The 16,874-nt window shown below is 68.9% G+C and carries 13 protein-coding genes, 1 tRNA gene and 2 pseudogenes; 10 read left to right on the top strand and 6 right to left on the bottom strand.

The genetic code is table 11. From position 1 onward, the window contains the following. Window positions 1-28: 28 nt before the first annotated feature. Genes JS521_RS12450 through rpmH form a run of 5 tightly spaced genes read right to left on the bottom strand, consistent with a single transcriptional unit; the run spans window position 29 to window position 2,712 of the window. Window positions 29-544, bottom strand: a complete 516-nt coding sequence (locus JS521_RS12450; RefSeq protein ID WP_205082857.1) for a Jag family protein — start codon at window positions 542-544, stop codon at window positions 29-31. A gap of 14 nt (window positions 545-558) precedes the next feature. Then, entirely contained in the window at window positions 559-1,824 is a 1,266-nt protein-coding gene (gene yidC, locus JS521_RS12445) for a membrane protein insertase YidC (RefSeq protein ID WP_205082856.1), read from the bottom strand. Between the two features lie 3 nt (window positions 1,825-1,827). After that, entirely contained in the window at window positions 1,828-2,187 is a 360-nt protein-coding gene (gene yidD, locus JS521_RS12440) for a membrane protein insertion efficiency factor YidD (RefSeq protein ID WP_078614290.1), read from the bottom strand. Further along, window positions 2,184-2,555: a ribonuclease P protein component gene (gene rnpA / locus JS521_RS12435; RefSeq protein WP_205082855.1), complete on the bottom strand. Its 372-nt coding sequence runs from the start codon at window positions 2,553-2,555 to the stop codon at window positions 2,184-2,186. Before rnpA ends, yidD begins: the two co-directional genes overlap by 4 nt. Window positions 2,556-2,574: 19 nt before the next feature. Beyond that, entirely contained in the window at window positions 2,575-2,712 is a 138-nt protein-coding gene (rpmH, locus tag JS521_RS12430) for a 50S ribosomal protein L34 (RefSeq protein WP_003967884.1), read from the bottom strand. Window positions 2,713-3,093: 381 nt separating this feature from the next. On the opposite strand from rpmH, the pseudogene dnaA (JS521_RS37675) reads away from it, so the two are divergent. The 10 genes and pseudogenes from dnaA (JS521_RS37675) to JS521_RS12385 form a co-directional block, all read left to right on the top strand. Further along, window positions 3,094-3,630: pseudogene (gene dnaA / locus JS521_RS37675) on the top strand (chromosomal replication initiator protein DnaA); the annotation flags it as partial. A gap of 129 nt (window positions 3,631-3,759) precedes the next feature. After that, a pseudogene (gene dnaA, locus JS521_RS37670) lies at window positions 3,760-5,010 on the top strand (chromosomal replication initiator protein DnaA); the annotation flags it as partial. Between the two features lie 894 nt (window positions 5,011-5,904). Beyond that, entirely contained in the window at window positions 5,905-7,035 is a 1,131-nt protein-coding gene (gene dnaN / locus JS521_RS12420) for a DNA polymerase III subunit beta (RefSeq protein WP_003967886.1), read from the top strand. Window positions 7,036-7,218: 183 nt separating this feature from the next. Next, a complete protein-coding gene (gnd, locus tag JS521_RS12415; protein WP_205082853.1) occupies window positions 7,219-8,103 on the top strand; it encodes a phosphogluconate dehydrogenase (NAD(+)-dependent, decarboxylating) in 885 nt (294 codons plus the stop codon). Window positions 8,104-8,185: 82 nt separating this feature from the next. Continuing rightward, entirely contained in the window at window positions 8,186-9,316 is a 1,131-nt protein-coding gene (gene recF, locus JS521_RS12410) for a DNA replication/repair protein RecF (protein WP_205082852.1), read from the top strand. Further along, window positions 9,313-9,897 (top strand): DciA family protein, encoded by a 585-nt coding sequence (locus JS521_RS12405; RefSeq protein ID WP_205082851.1) that lies wholly within the window; start codon window positions 9,313-9,315, stop codon window positions 9,895-9,897. The genes recF and JS521_RS12405 overlap by 4 nt, the downstream gene beginning before the upstream one ends. 437 nt (window positions 9,898-10,334) lie before the next feature. Next, complete coding sequence (gene gyrB, locus JS521_RS12400) at window positions 10,335-12,407, top strand: DNA topoisomerase (ATP-hydrolyzing) subunit B (RefSeq protein ID WP_205082849.1); 2,073 nt, start codon at window positions 10,335-10,337, stop codon at window positions 12,405-12,407. A 46-nt stretch (window positions 12,408-12,453) separates the two neighbouring features. Then, the gene (gene gyrA, locus JS521_RS12395; protein WP_205082847.1) at window positions 12,454-15,096 is read left to right on the top strand and encodes a DNA gyrase subunit A; all 2,643 of its coding nucleotides are present in this window, start codon (window positions 12,454-12,456) and stop codon (window positions 15,094-15,096) included. A gap of 94 nt (window positions 15,097-15,190) precedes the next feature. Continuing rightward, window positions 15,191-15,814, top strand: a complete 624-nt coding sequence (locus tag JS521_RS12390) for a DUF3566 domain-containing protein (protein ID WP_205082846.1) — start codon at window positions 15,191-15,193, stop codon at window positions 15,812-15,814. A gap of 78 nt (window positions 15,815-15,892) precedes the next feature. Continuing rightward, window positions 15,893-15,969 (top strand) — tRNA-Ile (locus JS521_RS12385). Window positions 15,970-16,025: 56 nt separating this feature from the next. On the opposite strand, the gene JS521_RS12380 is transcribed toward JS521_RS12385, so the two are convergent. Continuing rightward, window positions 16,026-16,712, bottom strand: a complete 687-nt coding sequence (locus JS521_RS12380; RefSeq protein WP_205082845.1) for a hypothetical protein — start codon at window positions 16,710-16,712, stop codon at window positions 16,026-16,028. Between the last annotated feature and the right edge of the window lie 162 nt (window positions 16,713-16,874).

Here is a 16,874-nt window from a genome sequence, read left to right as displayed (position 1 = left end):
AGACGGGGCCGACAGTACAAGGATCCGGTCAGGCCGGGAGAACGACGACGAAGCGCTGCGGCTCCTCGCCCTCCGACTCGCTCCGGAGACCGGCCGCGGCGATCGCGTCGTGCACGACCTTGCGCTCGAACGGCGTCATCGGGTCCAGCTTCACCGGCTGCCCCGAACTCTTGACCTCGTTCGCGGCCTTGGCACCCAGCTCCGCGAGGACCTCGCGCTTCTTGGCCCGGAAACCGCCGATGTCCAGCATCAGACGGCTGCGGTCGCCGGTCTCCCGGTGGACGGCCAGCCGCGTCAGCTCCTGGAGCGCCTCCAGGACCTCACCGTCGCGGCCCACGAGCTTCTGGAGGTCGCGTGCCGATTCGCTGATGATCGACACCGCGGCCCGGTCCGCCTCGACGTCCATGTCGATGTCGCCGTCGAGGTCGGCGATGTCGAGCAGTCCCTCGAGGTAGTCGGCCGCGACCTCGCCCTCCTGCTCCAGGCGGGTCAGGGTGTCGCTGCCCGCCTCAGCGGCGGCCGTGGAAGTGGTGCCTTCCGTCACGGATGGACTCCTTCTTACTTCTTGGACGGGTGCTTGGGCCGCTGCGGGCCCTTGCGCTGTCCGGACTTGGCTTGGCGTGAGGAGCCGGAGGCGGGCTTGCCCGCCGACTTCGGCTGGTCGTCCTGCGGTGCGTCCTTCTTCTGGAGCGAGGTCTTGGAGCCGGCTGCCGCAGGCTCCGCTTCCTTGGCCCCGCCGGCCGTGGCACCGGTCGTCTGGCGCTTCGCCTTGGTCTGCCGCTTGGGCTGCTGGCGCTTGTGCGCCTGGCCGCCCTCGGCCTCGGCCGTGGCGGTCTCGCTCTTCGCCACCGAGCCGTCCTCCTGGGCCGCGAGACCCAGCTTGCCGAGACCGGTGATGAACTTGCGCTCGATGTCGTTGCGGTCGGAACCCTTGGCGACGATCGCCTTGACCATCTTGCGGCGGGTACGGCCTCGCACCTCGCCGTGGGAGGTCACGCTCTTGAGGACCCGCTGGAGGTAGGCGTCCTGCGCCTTGCTGCCCGGCGTCGGGTTCTGGTTGATCACGTACATCTGCTGACCCATGGTCCAGACGTTGGTGGTCAGCCAGTAGACGAGGACACCGACGGGGAAGTTGATGCCCATCACGGCGAAGATGACCGGGAAGATGTACATCAGCATCTTCTGCTGCTGCATGTACGGGGTCTTCACCGTCAGGTCGACGTTCTTCGTCATCAGCTGGCGCTGGGTGAAGAACTGCGAGGCCGACATCAGCACGATCATGATCGCGGTGACGATCCGGACGTCCGTCAGGGAAGCGTCGAGCGCGGTGACCTTCTCGACGCTGTCCGTGAACTTCGCGGCGAGCGGGGCGCCGAAGATGTGCGCCTCACGTGCGCTGTTGAGCAGGTCCTGGTTGATCGCGCCGATCTTCTTGCCCGAGGCGATGGAAGACAGCACGTGATACAGGGCGAAGAAGAACGGGGACTGCGCCAGGATGGGAAGGCACGAGGAGAGCGGGTTGGTGCCCGTCTCCTTGTACAGCTTCATCATCTCTTCGGACTGACGCTGCTTGTCGTTCTTGTAGCGCTCCTGGATCGCCTTCATCTTCGGCTGGAGCACCTGCATGTTGCGGGTCGACTTGATCTGCTTCACGAAGAGCGGGATCAGGCAGATCCGGATCAGCACCACCAGGGACACGATCGACAGGCCCCAGGCCCAGCCGGAGTCGTCGCCGAAGAGCGCCCCGTAGACCTTGTGGAACTGAACGATGACCCATGAGACGGGTGTGGTGATAAAGCTGAACAGACTGGCAATCGTGTCCACTAATCAGGCTCCTTGAGCATTGGGCGAGGTCTCTGCGGCCGGGCTCGGAGGTTCGGAGACCGACCCCCCGGACGGCACATCAGCGGCGGACTCCCCGCCCTTTTCGCCGCGCACGGCATTGCGCAGCAGCTCGTGCCACCGCGGACGCTTACGGGGCGGAACATGATCCACACCGCCGGGTGACCACGGATTGCACCGCAGGATGCGCCAGGCTGTCAGCGCTGTTCCCTTGATGGCACCGTGCCTGTCGATCGACGTATATCCATAGTGGGAACACGACGGGTAATAGCGGCAGACAGGCCCGAGGAGTGGACTGATCGTCCACTGGTACAGCTTGATGAGAGCAAGCAGCGGGTACTTCATCGCGCGCCCCCTCCCAGCAGCCGCTGGAGAGCGGCGTCCAGGTCTCGGGCCAGCTGTGCATGGTCGGCGTCGCCCGCACCGGGCAGCGCCCGTACGACAACAAGGCTACCGGGGGGCAGCTGAGGCAGCCGGTCGCGGACCAGGTGGCGAAGCTTCCGCTTCACCGCGGTACGGACGACCGCGTTGCCCACGGCCTTGCTGACAACGAAACCCGCACGCGGCGCGGGAAGAGTCTCCCCCGTCACGTGCGGGTCCGTTTCACCGCTGCGTAGATGGACGACGAGCAGCGGACGTCCGGCTCGACGTCCTCGTCGTACCGCGGTCGCGAAGTCCTCGCGCCGCCTCAGCCGATTCTCGGTAGGCAGCACGTCATGGACCTGTAAGCGATCAGGCGGACAGGCTGCTGCGGCCCTTGCCGCGGCGGTTCGCGAGGATCGCACGGCCGGCACGGGTACGCATGCGCAGACGGAAGCCGTGGGTCTTGGCGCGACGGCGGTTGTTCGGCTGGAAGGTGCGCTTGCTCACTCGGGGGCTCCAGAAATGATTCGTGTCTTGGCGGGACATCGCCTGGCTGTCACCGTGCGCCCACGAGGAACTCGCGTAAACGCCTTAGTGCACCGCTTCACAATCACAGATCGTGATCTTTGCCCATCGGAGGCAGGCGGCAGCAGCCATCGACAACTCGACCTGGTCACGGTACGCGCGGCTACGCCATCCGGTCAAACCGGCTCCGCGCGACCCCCCATTGTGCACAGCCTGTGGACAACAACTTGAACCGCGCGGGTCGGCCTGACTACCGTGGCTGAACTCCGGTTCTTTTCCTTCCCGACTGCCGGGCCTCACCCGACCCGACCCATCCCGTCCCGAGAACCACACATTCGTGGGACATGCGAGAGAGCGTGCCTTGTGGCTGACGTACCTGCCGATCTTGCCGCAGTGTGGCCGCGAGTGCTGGAACAACTCCTCGGGGAGGGCCAGCAGGGCATCGAGCCGAAGGACAAGCAGTGGATCGAGCGCTGCCAGCCGCTGGCACTCGTCGCCGACACCGCGCTGCTGGCCGTCCCCAATGAATGGGGCAAGCGCGTCCTGGAGGGCCGGCTCGCGCCGCTCATCAGCGAGACGCTGACCCGGGAGTGCGGCCGGCCCATCCGGATCGCGATCACCGTCGACGACTCCGCGGGCGAGCCGCCCGCCCCGCCGGCGCCCCCGATGCATCAGTCGCACCAGAGCCAGCAGGGCCACCGCTATCCGGCGCAGCCGCGCGACGACGCTCCCCGGGGCGACGCGTACGACGGATACGGTCACCGGCCCTCCGACGACGGCATGCCGACGGCCCGGCCCGCCTACCCCGACTACCAGCAGCAGCGGCCGGAGCCCGGCGCCTGGCCGCGTACCCAGGAGGACCTCTCCTGGCAGCAGCCGCGGCACGGCGGGTACCAGGACCGCGAGCAGCCCTCCGGCGAGCCGTACCGCGACAGCGATGCGTACCGGGAGAACGAGCAGTACCGCGAGGCTGAGCAGTACCGCGAGAACGAGCAGTACCGGGAGCAGCCTGCCGAGCAGTGGCGCGAGCCGTACGGCGCCGGGCGCCCGCAGCAGCCGGGCCACGACTACCGGTCGCAGCCGCCCGAGCACCAGGGGTACGAGCAGCAGCGCCCCGACCGGCAGGACCACCGCCAGGACCAGCAGCACCGCCCGGCCGGTCCGGTCCACGGCCCCGGGCGGACCGGCGGTTCGGTGCCCGGCCCGATGGGCGCCCAGCCGGCCCCCGCGCCGGGCCCCGGCGAACCGCATGCCCGGCTGAACCCGAAGTACCTCTTCGACACCTTCGTCATCGGGGCGTCCAACCGGTTCGCGCACGCCGCGGCCGTCGCCGTCGCCGAGGCGCCCGCGAAGGCGTACAACCCCCTGTTCATCTACGGGGAGTCGGGGCTCGGCAAGACCCACCTGCTGCACGCCATCGGGCACTACGCGCGGAGCCTCTACCCGGGCACCCGGGTGCGGTACGTGAGCTCGGAGGAGTTCACCAACGAGTTCATCAACTCGATCCGCGACGGCAAGGGCGACACCTTCCGCAAGCGCTACCGCGACGTGGACATCCTGCTGGTCGACGACATCCAGTTCCTGGCGAGCAAGGAGTCGACGCAGGAGGAGTTCTTCCACACCTTCAATACGCTGCACAACGCGAACAAGCAGATCGTGCTCTCCTCGGACCGGCCGCCCAAGCAGCTGGTGACGCTGGAGGACCGGCTGCGCAACCGCTTCGAGTGGGGTCTGACGACCGACGTCCAGCCGCCCGAGCTGGAGACCCGGATCGCGATCCTCCGTAAGAAGGCGGTGCAGGAGCAGCTCAACGCCCCGCCGGAGGTCCTGGAGTTCATCGCCTCGCGGATCTCGCGCAACATCCGTGAGCTGGAGGGCGCCCTGATCCGGGTGACCGCCTTCGCCTCGCTGAACCGGCAGCCGGTGGACCTCGGGCTGACCGAGATCGTGCTGAAGGATCTGATCCCGGGCGGCGAGGAGTCGGCACCGGAGATCACCGCACCGGCCATCATGGCGGCGACCGCGGACTACTTCGGCCTCACCGTGGACGACCTCTGCGGATCCTCGCGCAGCCGGGTCCTGGTGACGGCGCGCCAGATCGCCATGTATCTGTGCCGCGAGCTGACCGACCTGTCGCTGCCGAAGATCGGCGCGCAGTTCGGCGGCCGCGACCATACGACGGTGATGCACGCGGACCGGAAGATCCGGGCGCTGATGGCCGAGCGCCGCTCCATCTACAACCAGGTCACCGAGCTGACCAACCGCATCAAGAACGGCTGACGAAGCCCTCTCAAGGCCTCGAAAGGCGCCTCGCACCGACCTCCCACGGTCCGCGCGAGGCGCCTTTCGCCGTTCCTGAGGGATCCCGGGAGCCGTCGCAGCGGTCTCCTCGACACCGGGGCTGTTCGAATACGAGCAGCTCAGAGGCCTTTCTCCACAGATGTGGGAGAAATCTTCCGTCCACAGCCTGGGGACTGGGAAGTTGTCCATATTGCGTCCACAGGGCGTGCTGCCGATACTCCATCAGGCCAGGTCACGTGGTTGGGGATTAGTGGTCAACGATGATCCACAGCCTGTGGACAGATTCCCCGTCCACAGGAGGCCGCCGATGTTGTCCACCGGCGGCCCACAGGCTGAGCCCTGTTGTCCCCAGCTTCGCCCTGCTTCTCCACACCCCTGTCCACTGTTCGGCAACGCAACACACGCTCTCACCGCCCGGAGTGAAAGGCGTCACACCAAGGGGCTGGGTTGGGCTGTGGGGAACGGGGGTAAAGCTGGGGACAGGCCTGGGGAGAAGTGGCCCCCTCCTGTGCATCGGGTGTGCAGAACTTTCGCCCGTCCACAGAAAGCCCCGGTTGTCCACGGGCGCCACCCACAGGACCGGTGGACAAAAAACAGTCGCTGACCTGCGCAAACGACGTTATCCACGGTATCCACAAGGCCTACTACTACTACCACCCAGAGTTAGCCAGGAATCCGCTTCGAAGTGGGGCCTGTGTACAACTCGACCGTCGACCGCCGCGAAGCTCGTGGCCCGACTTGACCCCGAGCAGCAACGGCTGTCGGTGCCGTGCGTCAGACTGGACCCCGGAGCATCCGCCGCCTCGGCAGCGGGCTCCCATCCAGACGACGAAGGCCAGCAGGGCGAGCGAGCAACAGCAGGAGGCGGTTCCGGTGAAGATCCGGGTGGAGCGCGATGTACTCGCGGAGGCGGTGGCCTGGGTGGCCCGCAGCCTCCCGGCCCGTCCGCCGGCGCCCGTTCTCGCGGGCCTTCTGCTGAAGGCCGAGGACGGGGCTCTCAGCTTCTCCAGCTTCGACTACGAGGTCTCCGCCAGGGTCTCCGTCGACGCGGAGATCGACGAGGACGGCACGGTGCTCGTCTCCGGCCGGCTGCTCGCCGACATCTGCCGCGCCCTCCCCAACCGCCCGGTGGAGATCTCCACCGACGGTGTACGGGCCACGGTCGTCTGCGGCTCCTCCCGCTTCACCCTCCACACACTGCCTGTGGAGGAATACCCCGCGCTGCCGCAGATGCCGACCGCCACGGGCACCGTCCCCGGTGAGGTCTTCGCCTCTGCCGCCGCGCAGGTAGCCATCGCCGCCGGCCGCGACGACACGCTGCCCGTGCTCACGGGTGTGCGGATCGAGATCGAGGGCGACACGGTCACCCTCGCCTCCACCGACCGCTACCGCTTCGCGGTCCGCGAGTTCCTGTGGAAGCCGGAGAACGCGGACGCCTCCGCGGTCGCCCTGGTGCCCGCCAAGACGCTCCTGGACACCGCCAAGGCGCTCACCAGCGGCGACACGGTCACCCTGGCGCTGTCGGGTTCCGGTGCGGGCGAGGGCCTGATCGGTTTCGAGGGCGCCGGTCGCCGCACGACCACGCGGCTGCTCGAAGGCGACCTGCCGAAGTACCGCACGCTCTTCCCGACCGAGTTCAACTCCGTCGCGGTGATCGAGACGGCCCCCTTCGTCGAGGCCGTCAAGCGTGTGGCCCTGGTCGCCGAGCGCAACACCCCCGTACGGCTCAGCTTCGAGCAGGGCGTCCTCATCCTGGAGGCCGGTTCCAGCGACGACGCACAGGCTGTGGAGAGGGTCGACGCGGTGCTGGAGGGCGACGACATCTCGATCGCCTTCAACCCGACGTTCCTGCTGGACGGTCTGAGCGCGATCGACTCCCCGGTCGCCCAGCTCTCGTTCACCACGTCCACCAAGCCCGCCCTGCTCAGCGGCCGCCCGGCCGTCGACGCCGAGGCGGACGACGCGTACAAGTACCTGATCATGCCGGTGCGCCTCTCCGGCTGATCCCGGCATCCCCCGGTCCCGGTCCCGGCGTTTCCGGCCGATCGGGGGACGTAGCCGCGGCAGTTTCCGGGGGGCCCGCGGGGGGGGGGGGGGGCCCGCCGTGCTGTCCCCGGCCGGGCGTAGGCTCGGCCGTGGGGGCAAACAGCCCCGACGCTTATCGCCACGACGCTTAAGGAATCTCTGATGGAGCTCGGTCTCGTCGGCCTCGGCAAGATGGGCGGCAACATGCGCGAGCGCATCCGCCGCGCAGGCCACACCGTCATCGGTTACGACCGCAACCCGGATGTCGCCGATGTCCACAGTCTCGAAGAGCTTGTGGGCAAGCTGAAGGGCCCGCGGGTCGTCTGGGTCATGGTCCCGGCCGGTGCCGCCACCCAGTCCACGATCGACGAGCTGTCCGAGCTGCTCTCGCCCGGCGACGTCGTCGTCGACGGCGGGAACTCGCGCTGGACCGACGACGAGAAGCACGCCGTCGAGCTGGGCATCAAGGACATCGGCTTCGTCGACTGCGGCGTCTCCGGCGGTGTCTGGGGCCTGGAGAACGGCTACGCCCTGATGTACGGCGGCACCGAGGAGAACGTGGCGAAGGTCCAGCCGATCTTCGACGCGCTCAAGCCCGAGGGCGACTTCGGCTCCGTCCACGCGGGCAAGGTCGGCGCCGGCCACTTCGCGAAGATGGTCCACAACGGCATCGAGTACGCCATGATGCAGGCCTACGCCGAGGGCTGGGAGCTGCTGGAGAAGGTCGACTCCGTCACCGATGTGCGCGAGGTCTTCCGCTCCTGGCAGGAGGGCACGGTCATCCGCTCCTGGCTGCTCGACCTCGCGGTCAACGCGCTGGACGACGACGAGCACCTGGACAAGCTCCGGGGCTTCGCCGCCGACTCGGGCGAGGGCCGCTGGACGGTGGAGGCCGCGATCGACAACGCGGTGCCGCTGCCCGCGATCACGGCGTCGCTGTTCGCGCGGTTCGCCTCGCGCCAGGACGACTCCCCGCAGATGAAGATGATCGCCGCGCTGCGCAACCAGTTCGGCGGGCACGCGGTCGAGTCCAAGAACGAGAACTGACCGGACCGCCGCCGGAGCGGCGGCGGCGCCAGCAGGCGTGACAGCCTGCGCGAAGGAAGCACCACGGGAGAGGCCGGCCACCATGCACGTCACGCATCTCTCGCTGGCCGACTTCCGCTCGTACGCCCGGGTCGAGGTCCCTCTCGACCCGGGCGTCACCGCGTTCGTGGGGCCCAACGGGCAGGGCAAGACCAATCTCGTCGAGGCCGTCGGCTATCTCGCCACCCTCGGCAGCCACCGGGTCTCCTCGGACGCCCCGCTGGTGCGCATGGGCGCGGAGCGGGCGGTGATCCGCGCGGCGGTCACCCAGGGCGAGCGCTCGCAGCTGGTCGAGCTGGAGCTGAATCCCGGCCGCGCGAACCGGGCCCGTATCAACAGGTCCTCGCAGGTCAGACCACGTGACGTGCTGGGCATCGTACGGACGGTGCTGTTCGCCCCGGAGGATCTGGCCCTCGTCAAGGGCGACCCCGGCGAGCGGCGGCGGTTCCTGGACGAGCTGATCACCGCGCGCTCGCCCCGGATGGCCGGGGTCCGCTCCGACTACGAACGCGTCCTCAAGCAGCGCAACACCCTGCTGAAGTCGGCGGCGATGGCCCGGCGGCACGGCGGCCGCTCGATGGACCTGTCCACCCTGGACGTCTGGGACCAGCACCTGGGCCGGGTCGGCGCCGAGCTGCTCGCGCAGCGCCTCGACCTGATCGCCACGCTCCAGCCGCTGGCCGACAAGGCGTACGGGGACGTGGCGCCGGGCGGCGGTCCGGTGGCGCTGGAGTACCGCAGCTCGGTCGGCGATGACGTGGGCCCCGAGCGCACCCGCGACGAGCTGTACGAGCAGCTGATCGCGGCGCTCGTGGGGGTCCGCAAGCAAGAGATCGAGCGGGGCGTGACGCTGGTCGGCCCGCACCGCGACGATCTGCTGCTCGGGCTGCGGGGGATGCCGGCGAAGGGGTACGCGAGTCACGGCGAGTCCTGGAGCTACGCGCTGGCGCTGCGGCTGGCCAGTTACGAACTGCTGCGCTCCGAGGGCAACGAGCCGGTGCTGGTCCTGGACGACGTCTTCGCCGAGCTGGACGCCCGCCGCCGGGAGCGGCTGGCGGAGCTGGTGGCCCCGGGCGAGCAGGTGCTGGTGACGGCCGCGGTCGCGGAGGACGTGCCGGGCGTGCTGGCGGGGACGCGGTACGCCGTGACGGCGGGCGAGGTGGAGCGCGTATGACCGGCCGCGACGAGCAGGCGGACAAGCCGGGCGCGGACGGCGGTACGCCGGAGGCCGGGAGCCCGAAGGCGCCCGAGGCGTCCGGGGTCGATCTCGCCCGGGTCGCGCTGCGGGCGGCGAAGGAGCAGGCCCGGGCGCGGGGTGCGGCCGCGCAGCAGAGGAAGCAGGCCCGACGGGGCGGCGGGCTGCGCTCGGGGGCGCGGTCGGACGGCCGGGATCCGCAGGCGCTGGGTTCCGCGATCAGCCGGCTGATCACCGAGCGGGGCTGGGAGACGCCCGCGGCGGTCGGCGGGGTGATGGGGCGGTGGCCGCAGATCGTCGGCGACGACCTGGCGAAGCACTGCGTACCGCTGCGGTACGACGAGGATCCGGCCGCCCGGGTGCTGACGGTGAGCTGTGACTCGACGGCGTGGGCGACGCAGCTGCGGCTGCTGGCCCCGCAGCTGGTGGCCCGGCTGAACGCGGATCTGGGGCAGGGCACCGTACGGATGATCAAGGTGGTCGGGCCGGGTGGTCCGGAGCGCCGGTACGGCCCGTTGCGGGCTCCCGGCAGCAAGGGCCCGGGCGACACCTACGGATGAGCCTCGGGGCGTCGGCCGGAGGCGGTCGCGCGGCCGGGCCGCCGGGCTGAGGCCGCAGGCGGTTGTGCCGCCGGCCCGATGGCGACTCTGAGCTGCACTTTCGACGTAAAATTGTCGTGTACCGGGCGATCTTGTGGGTGGGTTCGTCAGGGTTCGCGCGGGAGGAAACCGGACGGTACGGCCGGAGCGTCCCTCACCGTAGCGGGAGGTTGACAGCCCGAAGCGCTCAAAGCCCTTCAGGGCCTCTTGGAGCCCCTTCCCGAATATGGGGAGTCGTCAGCCGCTCATTCAGGGCGGCACAGCCGGACTCAGGTACCGGCAAACCCCCAATCATGTCGGCGCTACCGGTAGACTGGTGAGTAATCCCGCCGCTGAGGCGGGAGTCGTCGATACAAGCCGAACGACGCAGCCGCTCCCGCCTGTCCGGAGGACGGCCTGTGCTGTGCCAGAAAGGGCGCTTCGTGGCCGATTCCGGCAACCCCAACGAGAACATTCCGTCCACGGCCGGTGAGCCGGGCGAGGTCTCCGAGACCTCGTACGACGCCAGCGCGATTACCGTGCTGGAAGGGCTGGACGCGGTCCGCAAGCGGCCTGGCATGTACATCGGCTCGACCGGTGAGCGCGGCCTGCACCACCTGGTGCAGGAGGTCGTCGACAACTCGGTCGACGAGGCGATGGCGGGCCACGCGGACACCATCGACGTCACGATCCTCCCCGACGGCGGGGTGCGGGTCATCGACAACGGCCGTGGCATCCCGGTCGGCATCGTGCCGTCCGAAGGGAAGCCTGCCGTCGAGGTCGTGCTGACCGTGCTGCACGCGGGCGGCAAGTTCGGCGGCGGCGGCTACGCCGTCTCCGGCGGTCTGCACGGCGTCGGCGTCTCCGTCGTCAACGCCCTGTCCACCCGGGTCGCCGTCGAGGTCAAGACCGACGGCCACCGCTGGACCCAGGACTACAAGCTCGGCGTCCCGACCGCCCCGCTGGCCCAGCACGAGGCCACCGAGGAGACCGGCACCACGGTCACGTTCTGGGCCGACGGGGACATCTTCGAGACCACCGAGTACAGCTTCGAGACCCTCTCGCGCCGCTTCCAGGAGATGGCGTTCCTCAACAAGGGCCTCACCCTCAAGCTCACCGACGAGCGCGAGTCGGCGAAGGCGACGGCGGGCGCGGACAGCACGGACGCGGTCGAGCCCGCCGAGGAGGAGACCGCCCGCTCGGTCACGTACCACTACGAAAACGGCATCGTCGATTTCGTGAAGTACCTCAACTCCCGCAAGGGCGATGTCATTCACCAGTCGGTGATCGACATCGAGGCCGAGGACAAGGACCGTCTCCTCTCGGCCGAGATCGCCATGCAGTGGAACACGCAGTACACCGAGGGCGTCTACTCCTTCGCCAACGCGATCCACACGCACGAGGGCGGTACGCACGAGGAGGGCTTCCGTGCGGCGCTGACCTCGCTGGTCAACCGGTACGCGCGCGACAAGAAGCTGCTCCGCGAGAAGGATGACAACCTCACCGGCGAGGACGTCCGCGAGGGCCTCACGGCGATCATCTCGGTGAAGCTGGGCGAGCCGCAGTTCGAGGGCCAGACGAAGACCAAGCTGGGCAACACGGAGGCCAAGACCTTCGTGCAGAAGGTCGTCCACGAGCAGCTGACGGACTGGTTCGACCGGAACCCCAACGAGGCCGCCGACATCATCCGCAAGGGCATCGCCGCCTCGACCGCCCGCGTGGCGGCCCGCAAGGCGCGTGACCTGACGCGGCGCAAGGGGCTCCTGGAGAGCGCATCCCTGCCGGGCAAGCTCAGCGACTGCCAGTCGAACGACCCGACCAAGTGCGAGATCTTCATCGTCGAGGGTGACTCCGCCGGCGGTTCGGCGAAGTCCGGCCGTAACCCGATGTACCAGGCGATCCTGCCCATCCGCGGCAAGATCCTGAACGTCGAGAAGGCCCGGATCGACAAGATCCTCCAGAACACCGAGGTCCAGGCGCTGATCTCGGCGTTCGGCACCGGGGTCCACGAGGACTTCGACATCGAGAAGCTCCGCTATCACAAGATCATCCTGATGGCGGACGCCGACGTCGACGGCCAGCACATCAACACCCTGCTGCTGACCTTCCTCTTCCGCTTCATGCGGCCGCTGGTCGAGGCCGGGCACGTCTACCTCTCGCGCCCGCCGCTCTACAAGATCAAGTGGGGCCGGGACGACTTCGAGTACGCGTACTCGGACCGGGAGCGCGACGCCCTGGTGGCGCTCGGCAAGCAGAACGGCAAGCGGATCAAGGAAGACTCGATCCAGCGCTTCAAGGGCCTCGGCGAGATGAACGCCGAAGAGCTGCGCGTCACGACGATGGACGTCGACCACCGGGTCCTCGGCCAGGTCACGCTGGACGACGCGGCGCAGGCCGACGACCTGTTCTCGGTGCTCATGGGCGAGGACGTCGAGGCGCGGCGCTCGTTCATCCAGCGCAACGCCAAGGACGTCCGCTTCCTCGACATCTGAGTCGGCCGTACCAGCACGCCGCAGCTCGAAAGGACTTTGACCAGCAATGGCCGACGAGAACACCCCTGTGACACCTGAACCCGCCGCGACGCCCGAGGAAGTCATCGTTCCCGGTGTGGGCATGCGCGTCGAGCCCGTCGGGCTCGAGACGGAGATGCAGCGCTCCTATCTCGACTACGCGATGTCCGTCATCGTCTCGCGTGCGCTGCCCGACGTACGGGACGGCCTCAAGCCCGTCCACCGCCGGGTGCTGTACGCGATGTACGACGGCGGGTACCGCCCCGAGAAGGGCTTCTACAAGTGCGCCCGCGTCGTCGGCGACGTCATGGGTACGTACCACCCGCACGGCGACTCCTCCATCTACGACGCCCTGGTGCGCCTCGCGCAGCACTGGTCGATGCGGATGCCGCTGGTGGACTCCAACGGCAACTTCGGTTCCCCGGGCAACGACCCGGCCGCCGCCATGCGGTACACCGAGTGCAAGATGATGCCGCTGTCCATGGAGATGGTCCGGGACATCGACGAGGAGACCGTCGACTTCCAGGACAACTACGACGGCCGCAACCAGGAGCCGACGGTCCTGCCGGCGCGCTTCCCGAACCTGCTGGTCAACGGCTCCGCGGGGATCGCGGTCGGCATGGCGACCAACATCCCGCCGCACAACCTCCGCGAGGTCGCCGCCGGCGCCCAGTGGTACCTGGAGAACCCCGAGGCCTCCCACGAGGAGCTGCTCGACGCGCTGATCGAGCGCATCAAGGGCCCCGACTTCCCCACCGGCGCGCTGGTCGTGGGCCGCAAGGGCATCGAGGAGGCGTACCGCACCGGCCGCGGTTCGATCACGATGCGCGCGGTCGTCGCGGTCGAGGAGATCCAGGGCCGCCAGTGCCTGGTCGTCACGGAGCTTCCGTACCAGACCAACCCCGACAACCTCGCGCAGAAGATCGCCGACCTGGTCAAGGACGGCAAGGTCGGCGGCATCGCGGACGTCCGCGACGAGACCTCCTCGCGTACGGGGCAGCGCCTGGTCGTCGTCCTGAAGCGGGACGCGGTCGCCAAGGTCGTCCTGAACAACCTGTACAAGCACACCGACCTCCAGTCGAACTTCGGCGCGAACATGCTGGCGCTGGTCGACGGGGTGCCGCGGACCCTCTCCATCGACGCGTTCATCCGCCACTGGGTGACGCACCAGATCGAGGTCATCGTCCGGCGGACGAAGTTCCGGCTGCGCAAGGCCGAGGAGCGGGCGCACATCCTGCGCGGCCTCCTCAAGGCCCTGAACGCCATCGACGAGGTCATCGCCCTCATCCGGCGCTCGAACACGGTGGAGATCGCGCGCGAGGGCCTGATGGGCCTGCTGGAGATCGACGAGCTCCAGGCCAACGCGATCCTGGAGATGCAGCTGCGCCGGCTGGCCGCGCTGGAGCACCAGAAGATCACCGCCGAGCACGACGAGCTCCAGGCGAAGATCAACGAGTACAACGAGATCCTGGCCTCGCCGGCCAAGCAGCGCACCATCGTCAGCGAGGAGCTGGCGGCGATCGTCGAGAAGTTCGGCGACGACCGGCGCTCCCAGCTGGTGCCCTTCGACGGTGACATGTCCATCGAGGACCTGATCGCCGAGGAGGACATCGTCGTCACGATCTCCCGCAGCGGCTATGTGAAGCGCACGAAGACGGACGACTACCGCTCGCAGAAGCGCGGCGGCAAGGGCGTGCGCGGGACGAAGCTGCGGGAAGACGACATCGTCGACCACTTCTTCGTCTCGACGACCCACCACTGGCTGCTGTTCTTCACCAACAAGGGCCGGGTCTACCGGGCCAAGGCGTACGAGCTCCCCGACGCCGGCCGGGACGCGCGCGGTCAGCACGTCGCCAACCTGCTGGCCTTCCAGCCGGACGAGAAGATCGCCCAGATCCTCGCGATCCGCGACTACGAGGCCGTGCCGTACCTGATCCTGGCGACGAAGGGCGGTCTGGTGAAGAAGACCGCGCTCAAGGACTACGACTCGCCGCGCTCGGGCGGTGTCATCGCGATCAACCTGCGCGAGATGCCGGAGGGCGGCGACGACGAGCTGATCGGCGCCGAGCTGGTGTCGGCCGAGGACGATCTGCTGCTCATCAGCAAGAAGGCCCAGTCGATCCGGTTCACCGCGACGGACGACGCACTGCGCCCGATGGGCCGCGCCACCTCGGGTGTGAAGGGGATGAGTTTCCGCGAGGGCGACGAACTCCTCTCGATGAATGTCGTCCGGCCCGGTACGTTCGTCTTCACCGCTACCGACGGCGGGTACGCGAAGCGGACCCCCGTCGACGAGTACCGCGTCCAGGGCCGCGGCGGCCTCGGTATCAAGGCCGCCAAGATCGTGGAGGACCGCGGATCGCTCGTCGGTGCGCTGGTGGTCGAGGAGACCGACGAGATCCTCGCCATCACGCTCGGCGGTGGTGTGATTCGTACGCGAGTCAATGAAGTCAGGGAGACGGGCCGTGACACCATGGGCGTCCAACTGATCAATCTGGGCAAGCGTGACGCCGTCGTCGGCATCGCGCGCAACGCCGAGGCCGGTCGTGAGGCGGAAGAGGTCGATGGGGCCGATGATGCCGAGGGCGAGACGGCTGAGGTCCACGCCGTAAGTGCGGCAGAGGGCACTGTCGAGGGCACGGAGCCTTCGACCGGGGAGCACGAGGAGTAAGAGCGTGAGTGGAGCCACGGGCGCCGGTTCGGCCGCTTCCGGAGCTGGAGCGAACGGTGCCCGTGGCCCTGCCACGGACTCCCAAGGGGGCACTGTGACGGACACACGAGGGTCTCAGCCCCAGTACGAGGGTTACGCGACCGGGCCCCTGCCCGGCGAGCGTGAGCCCGCACCGGGGCCTTCGGGGCCGTACCACCCGCCCCAGGCGTACCAGGCGCCCGGCGGCGGCACCCAGGGCGGCCAGCAGCGCACCGGCCAGGGCGGCGGCGGCACGCTGGGCGGCGCCCAGGGCGTGGGCGGCGCGCAGTCGACGCGCAAGCCGCGCACGGGGGCGCGGACCACGCCGCGTACCCGCAAGGCCCGCCTGCGGGTGGCCAAGGCCGATCCGTGGTCGGTGATGAAGGTCAGCTTCCTGCTGTCCATCGCGCTCGGCATCTGCACGGTGGTGGCGTCGGCGGTGCTGTGGATGGTCATGGACGCGATGGGCGTCTTCGAGACCGTCGGCGGCACGATCAGCGAGGCCACCGGCTCGAACGAGAGCAACGGCTTCGACCTGCAGTCGTTCCTGTCGCTGCCGCGCGTGCTCATCTTCACCTCGGTCATCGCCGTGATCGACGTGGTCCTGGCCACCGCGCTGGCGACGCTGGGCGCCTTCATCTACAACCTGTCGGCGGGCTTCGTGGGCGGCGTCGAGCTCACGCTGGCCGAGGACGAGTAGCGCGCCGAGTATCGATTTTGGGACTGGCCCCGACGTGCGCTAATCTTCAGAAGTCAGCGCGGAGCAACACAGCGCGGCGGGGCTATAGCTCAGTTGGTTAGAGCGCATCCCTGATAAGGATGAGGCCACAGGTTCAAATCCTGTTAGCCCCACCAGCACGAAGGCCCCTCACCGGTAGCGGTGGGGGGCCTTTCGCGTTGCGGTGGGCCGGTCAGCCTGCGGGGTCCAGCTGGACGAGGTAGCCGGGCTCGGGGCCGTCGATGGTCTCCAGCAAGTTGCCGGACGCGACCCAGGCCGTTGTGGGCTCGTCGCCGGCCGGGATCTGGACGACGGCGTGCTCCGGGCTCCTGCTGTCGGGGTTGATGCCGAAGGACGGGTCGGTCTTTCCCCGGTCGGACCAGTACTGCGCGTACAGGCCCGCGAGTTCGTTGTCGCTCTGGGTCGGGCTGTAGGCAGTGTCGTCGACGTTGAGCGTGACCGCGTCGTCCGCGCTCCAGTCGGCCTCGCTCTTTCCGACGTTCCGTACCTCCATGCTCACAACGCAGTACTGCTTGCCCTCCTCGGGCGGCGGTTCGGTCCCGGGGTCGGCCGCGTGGGCGAGGGCCTTCGGGTCCAGCGGTTCTCCACACCGGACCTCGTCGACGGTCACCTCGAACTCGTCCAGCGCGGATGTGTTCGAGTAACCGATGGTCAGCTTGAACGGTTCCCCGACGGCCGGCCGGCCCAGGACTTCCGCGCCGGGCGGTGCGCCGGCGTCGGGGTCGGTGGTTGCCGCGGCCGGCGCGGCGCTGCCGGGGCTCGACGCCGTACCGCTGGAGGAGGCTGCTCCGTAGGCCGGGGGCGTGAGGAGGGCGAGGGCGGCGCCGAGAGCCGCGAAGGTCGTGCCACGAGAGCTCATCGGACGGTCCTTTCGGCGGTGCGCCGGACCTTTCCATGGTCGTCCGGTCCGCCGGGCAGCGCTCGTCGGCACGGTTCCGGGCACACGAAAAGGCCCCCGGCCGGTGTGAACCGGACCAGGGGCCCCGGAGTGCGGTGGGCGCCGGGATCAGGGGGGCGGGGC

The sequence above is a fragment of the Streptomyces durocortorensis genome, assembly GCF_016901035.1.
Classification (GTDB): domain Bacteria; phylum Actinomycetota; class Actinomycetes; order Streptomycetales; family Streptomycetaceae; genus Streptomyces; species Streptomyces durocortorensis.
Note: the sequence above shows the minus strand (reverse complement) of the source record. Positions and strands in the feature narration are given on the sequence as shown.

Excerpts from the sequence above, each read along its gene's own strand:
- yidD (WP_078614290.1), bottom strand. The coding sequence starts at position 2,187 with ATGAAGTACCCGCTGCTTGCTCTCATCAAGCTGTACCAGTGGACGATC.
- gnd (WP_205082853.1), top strand. The coding sequence starts at position 7,219 with ATGGAGCTCGGTCTCGTCGGCCTCGGCAAGATGGGCGGCAACATGCGC.
- recF (WP_205082852.1), top strand. The coding sequence starts at position 8,186 with ATGCACGTCACGCATCTCTCGCTGGCCGACTTCCGCTCGTACGCCCGG.
- JS521_RS12405 (WP_205082851.1), top strand. The coding sequence starts at position 9,313 with ATGACCGGCCGCGACGAGCAGGCGGACAAGCCGGGCGCGGACGGCGGT.
- gyrA (WP_205082847.1), top strand. The coding sequence starts at position 12,454 with ATGGCCGACGAGAACACCCCTGTGACACCTGAACCCGCCGCGACGCCC.
- JS521_RS12380 (WP_205082845.1), bottom strand. The coding sequence starts at position 16,712 with ATGAGCTCTCGTGGCACGACCTTCGCGGCTCTCGGCGCCGCCCTCGCC.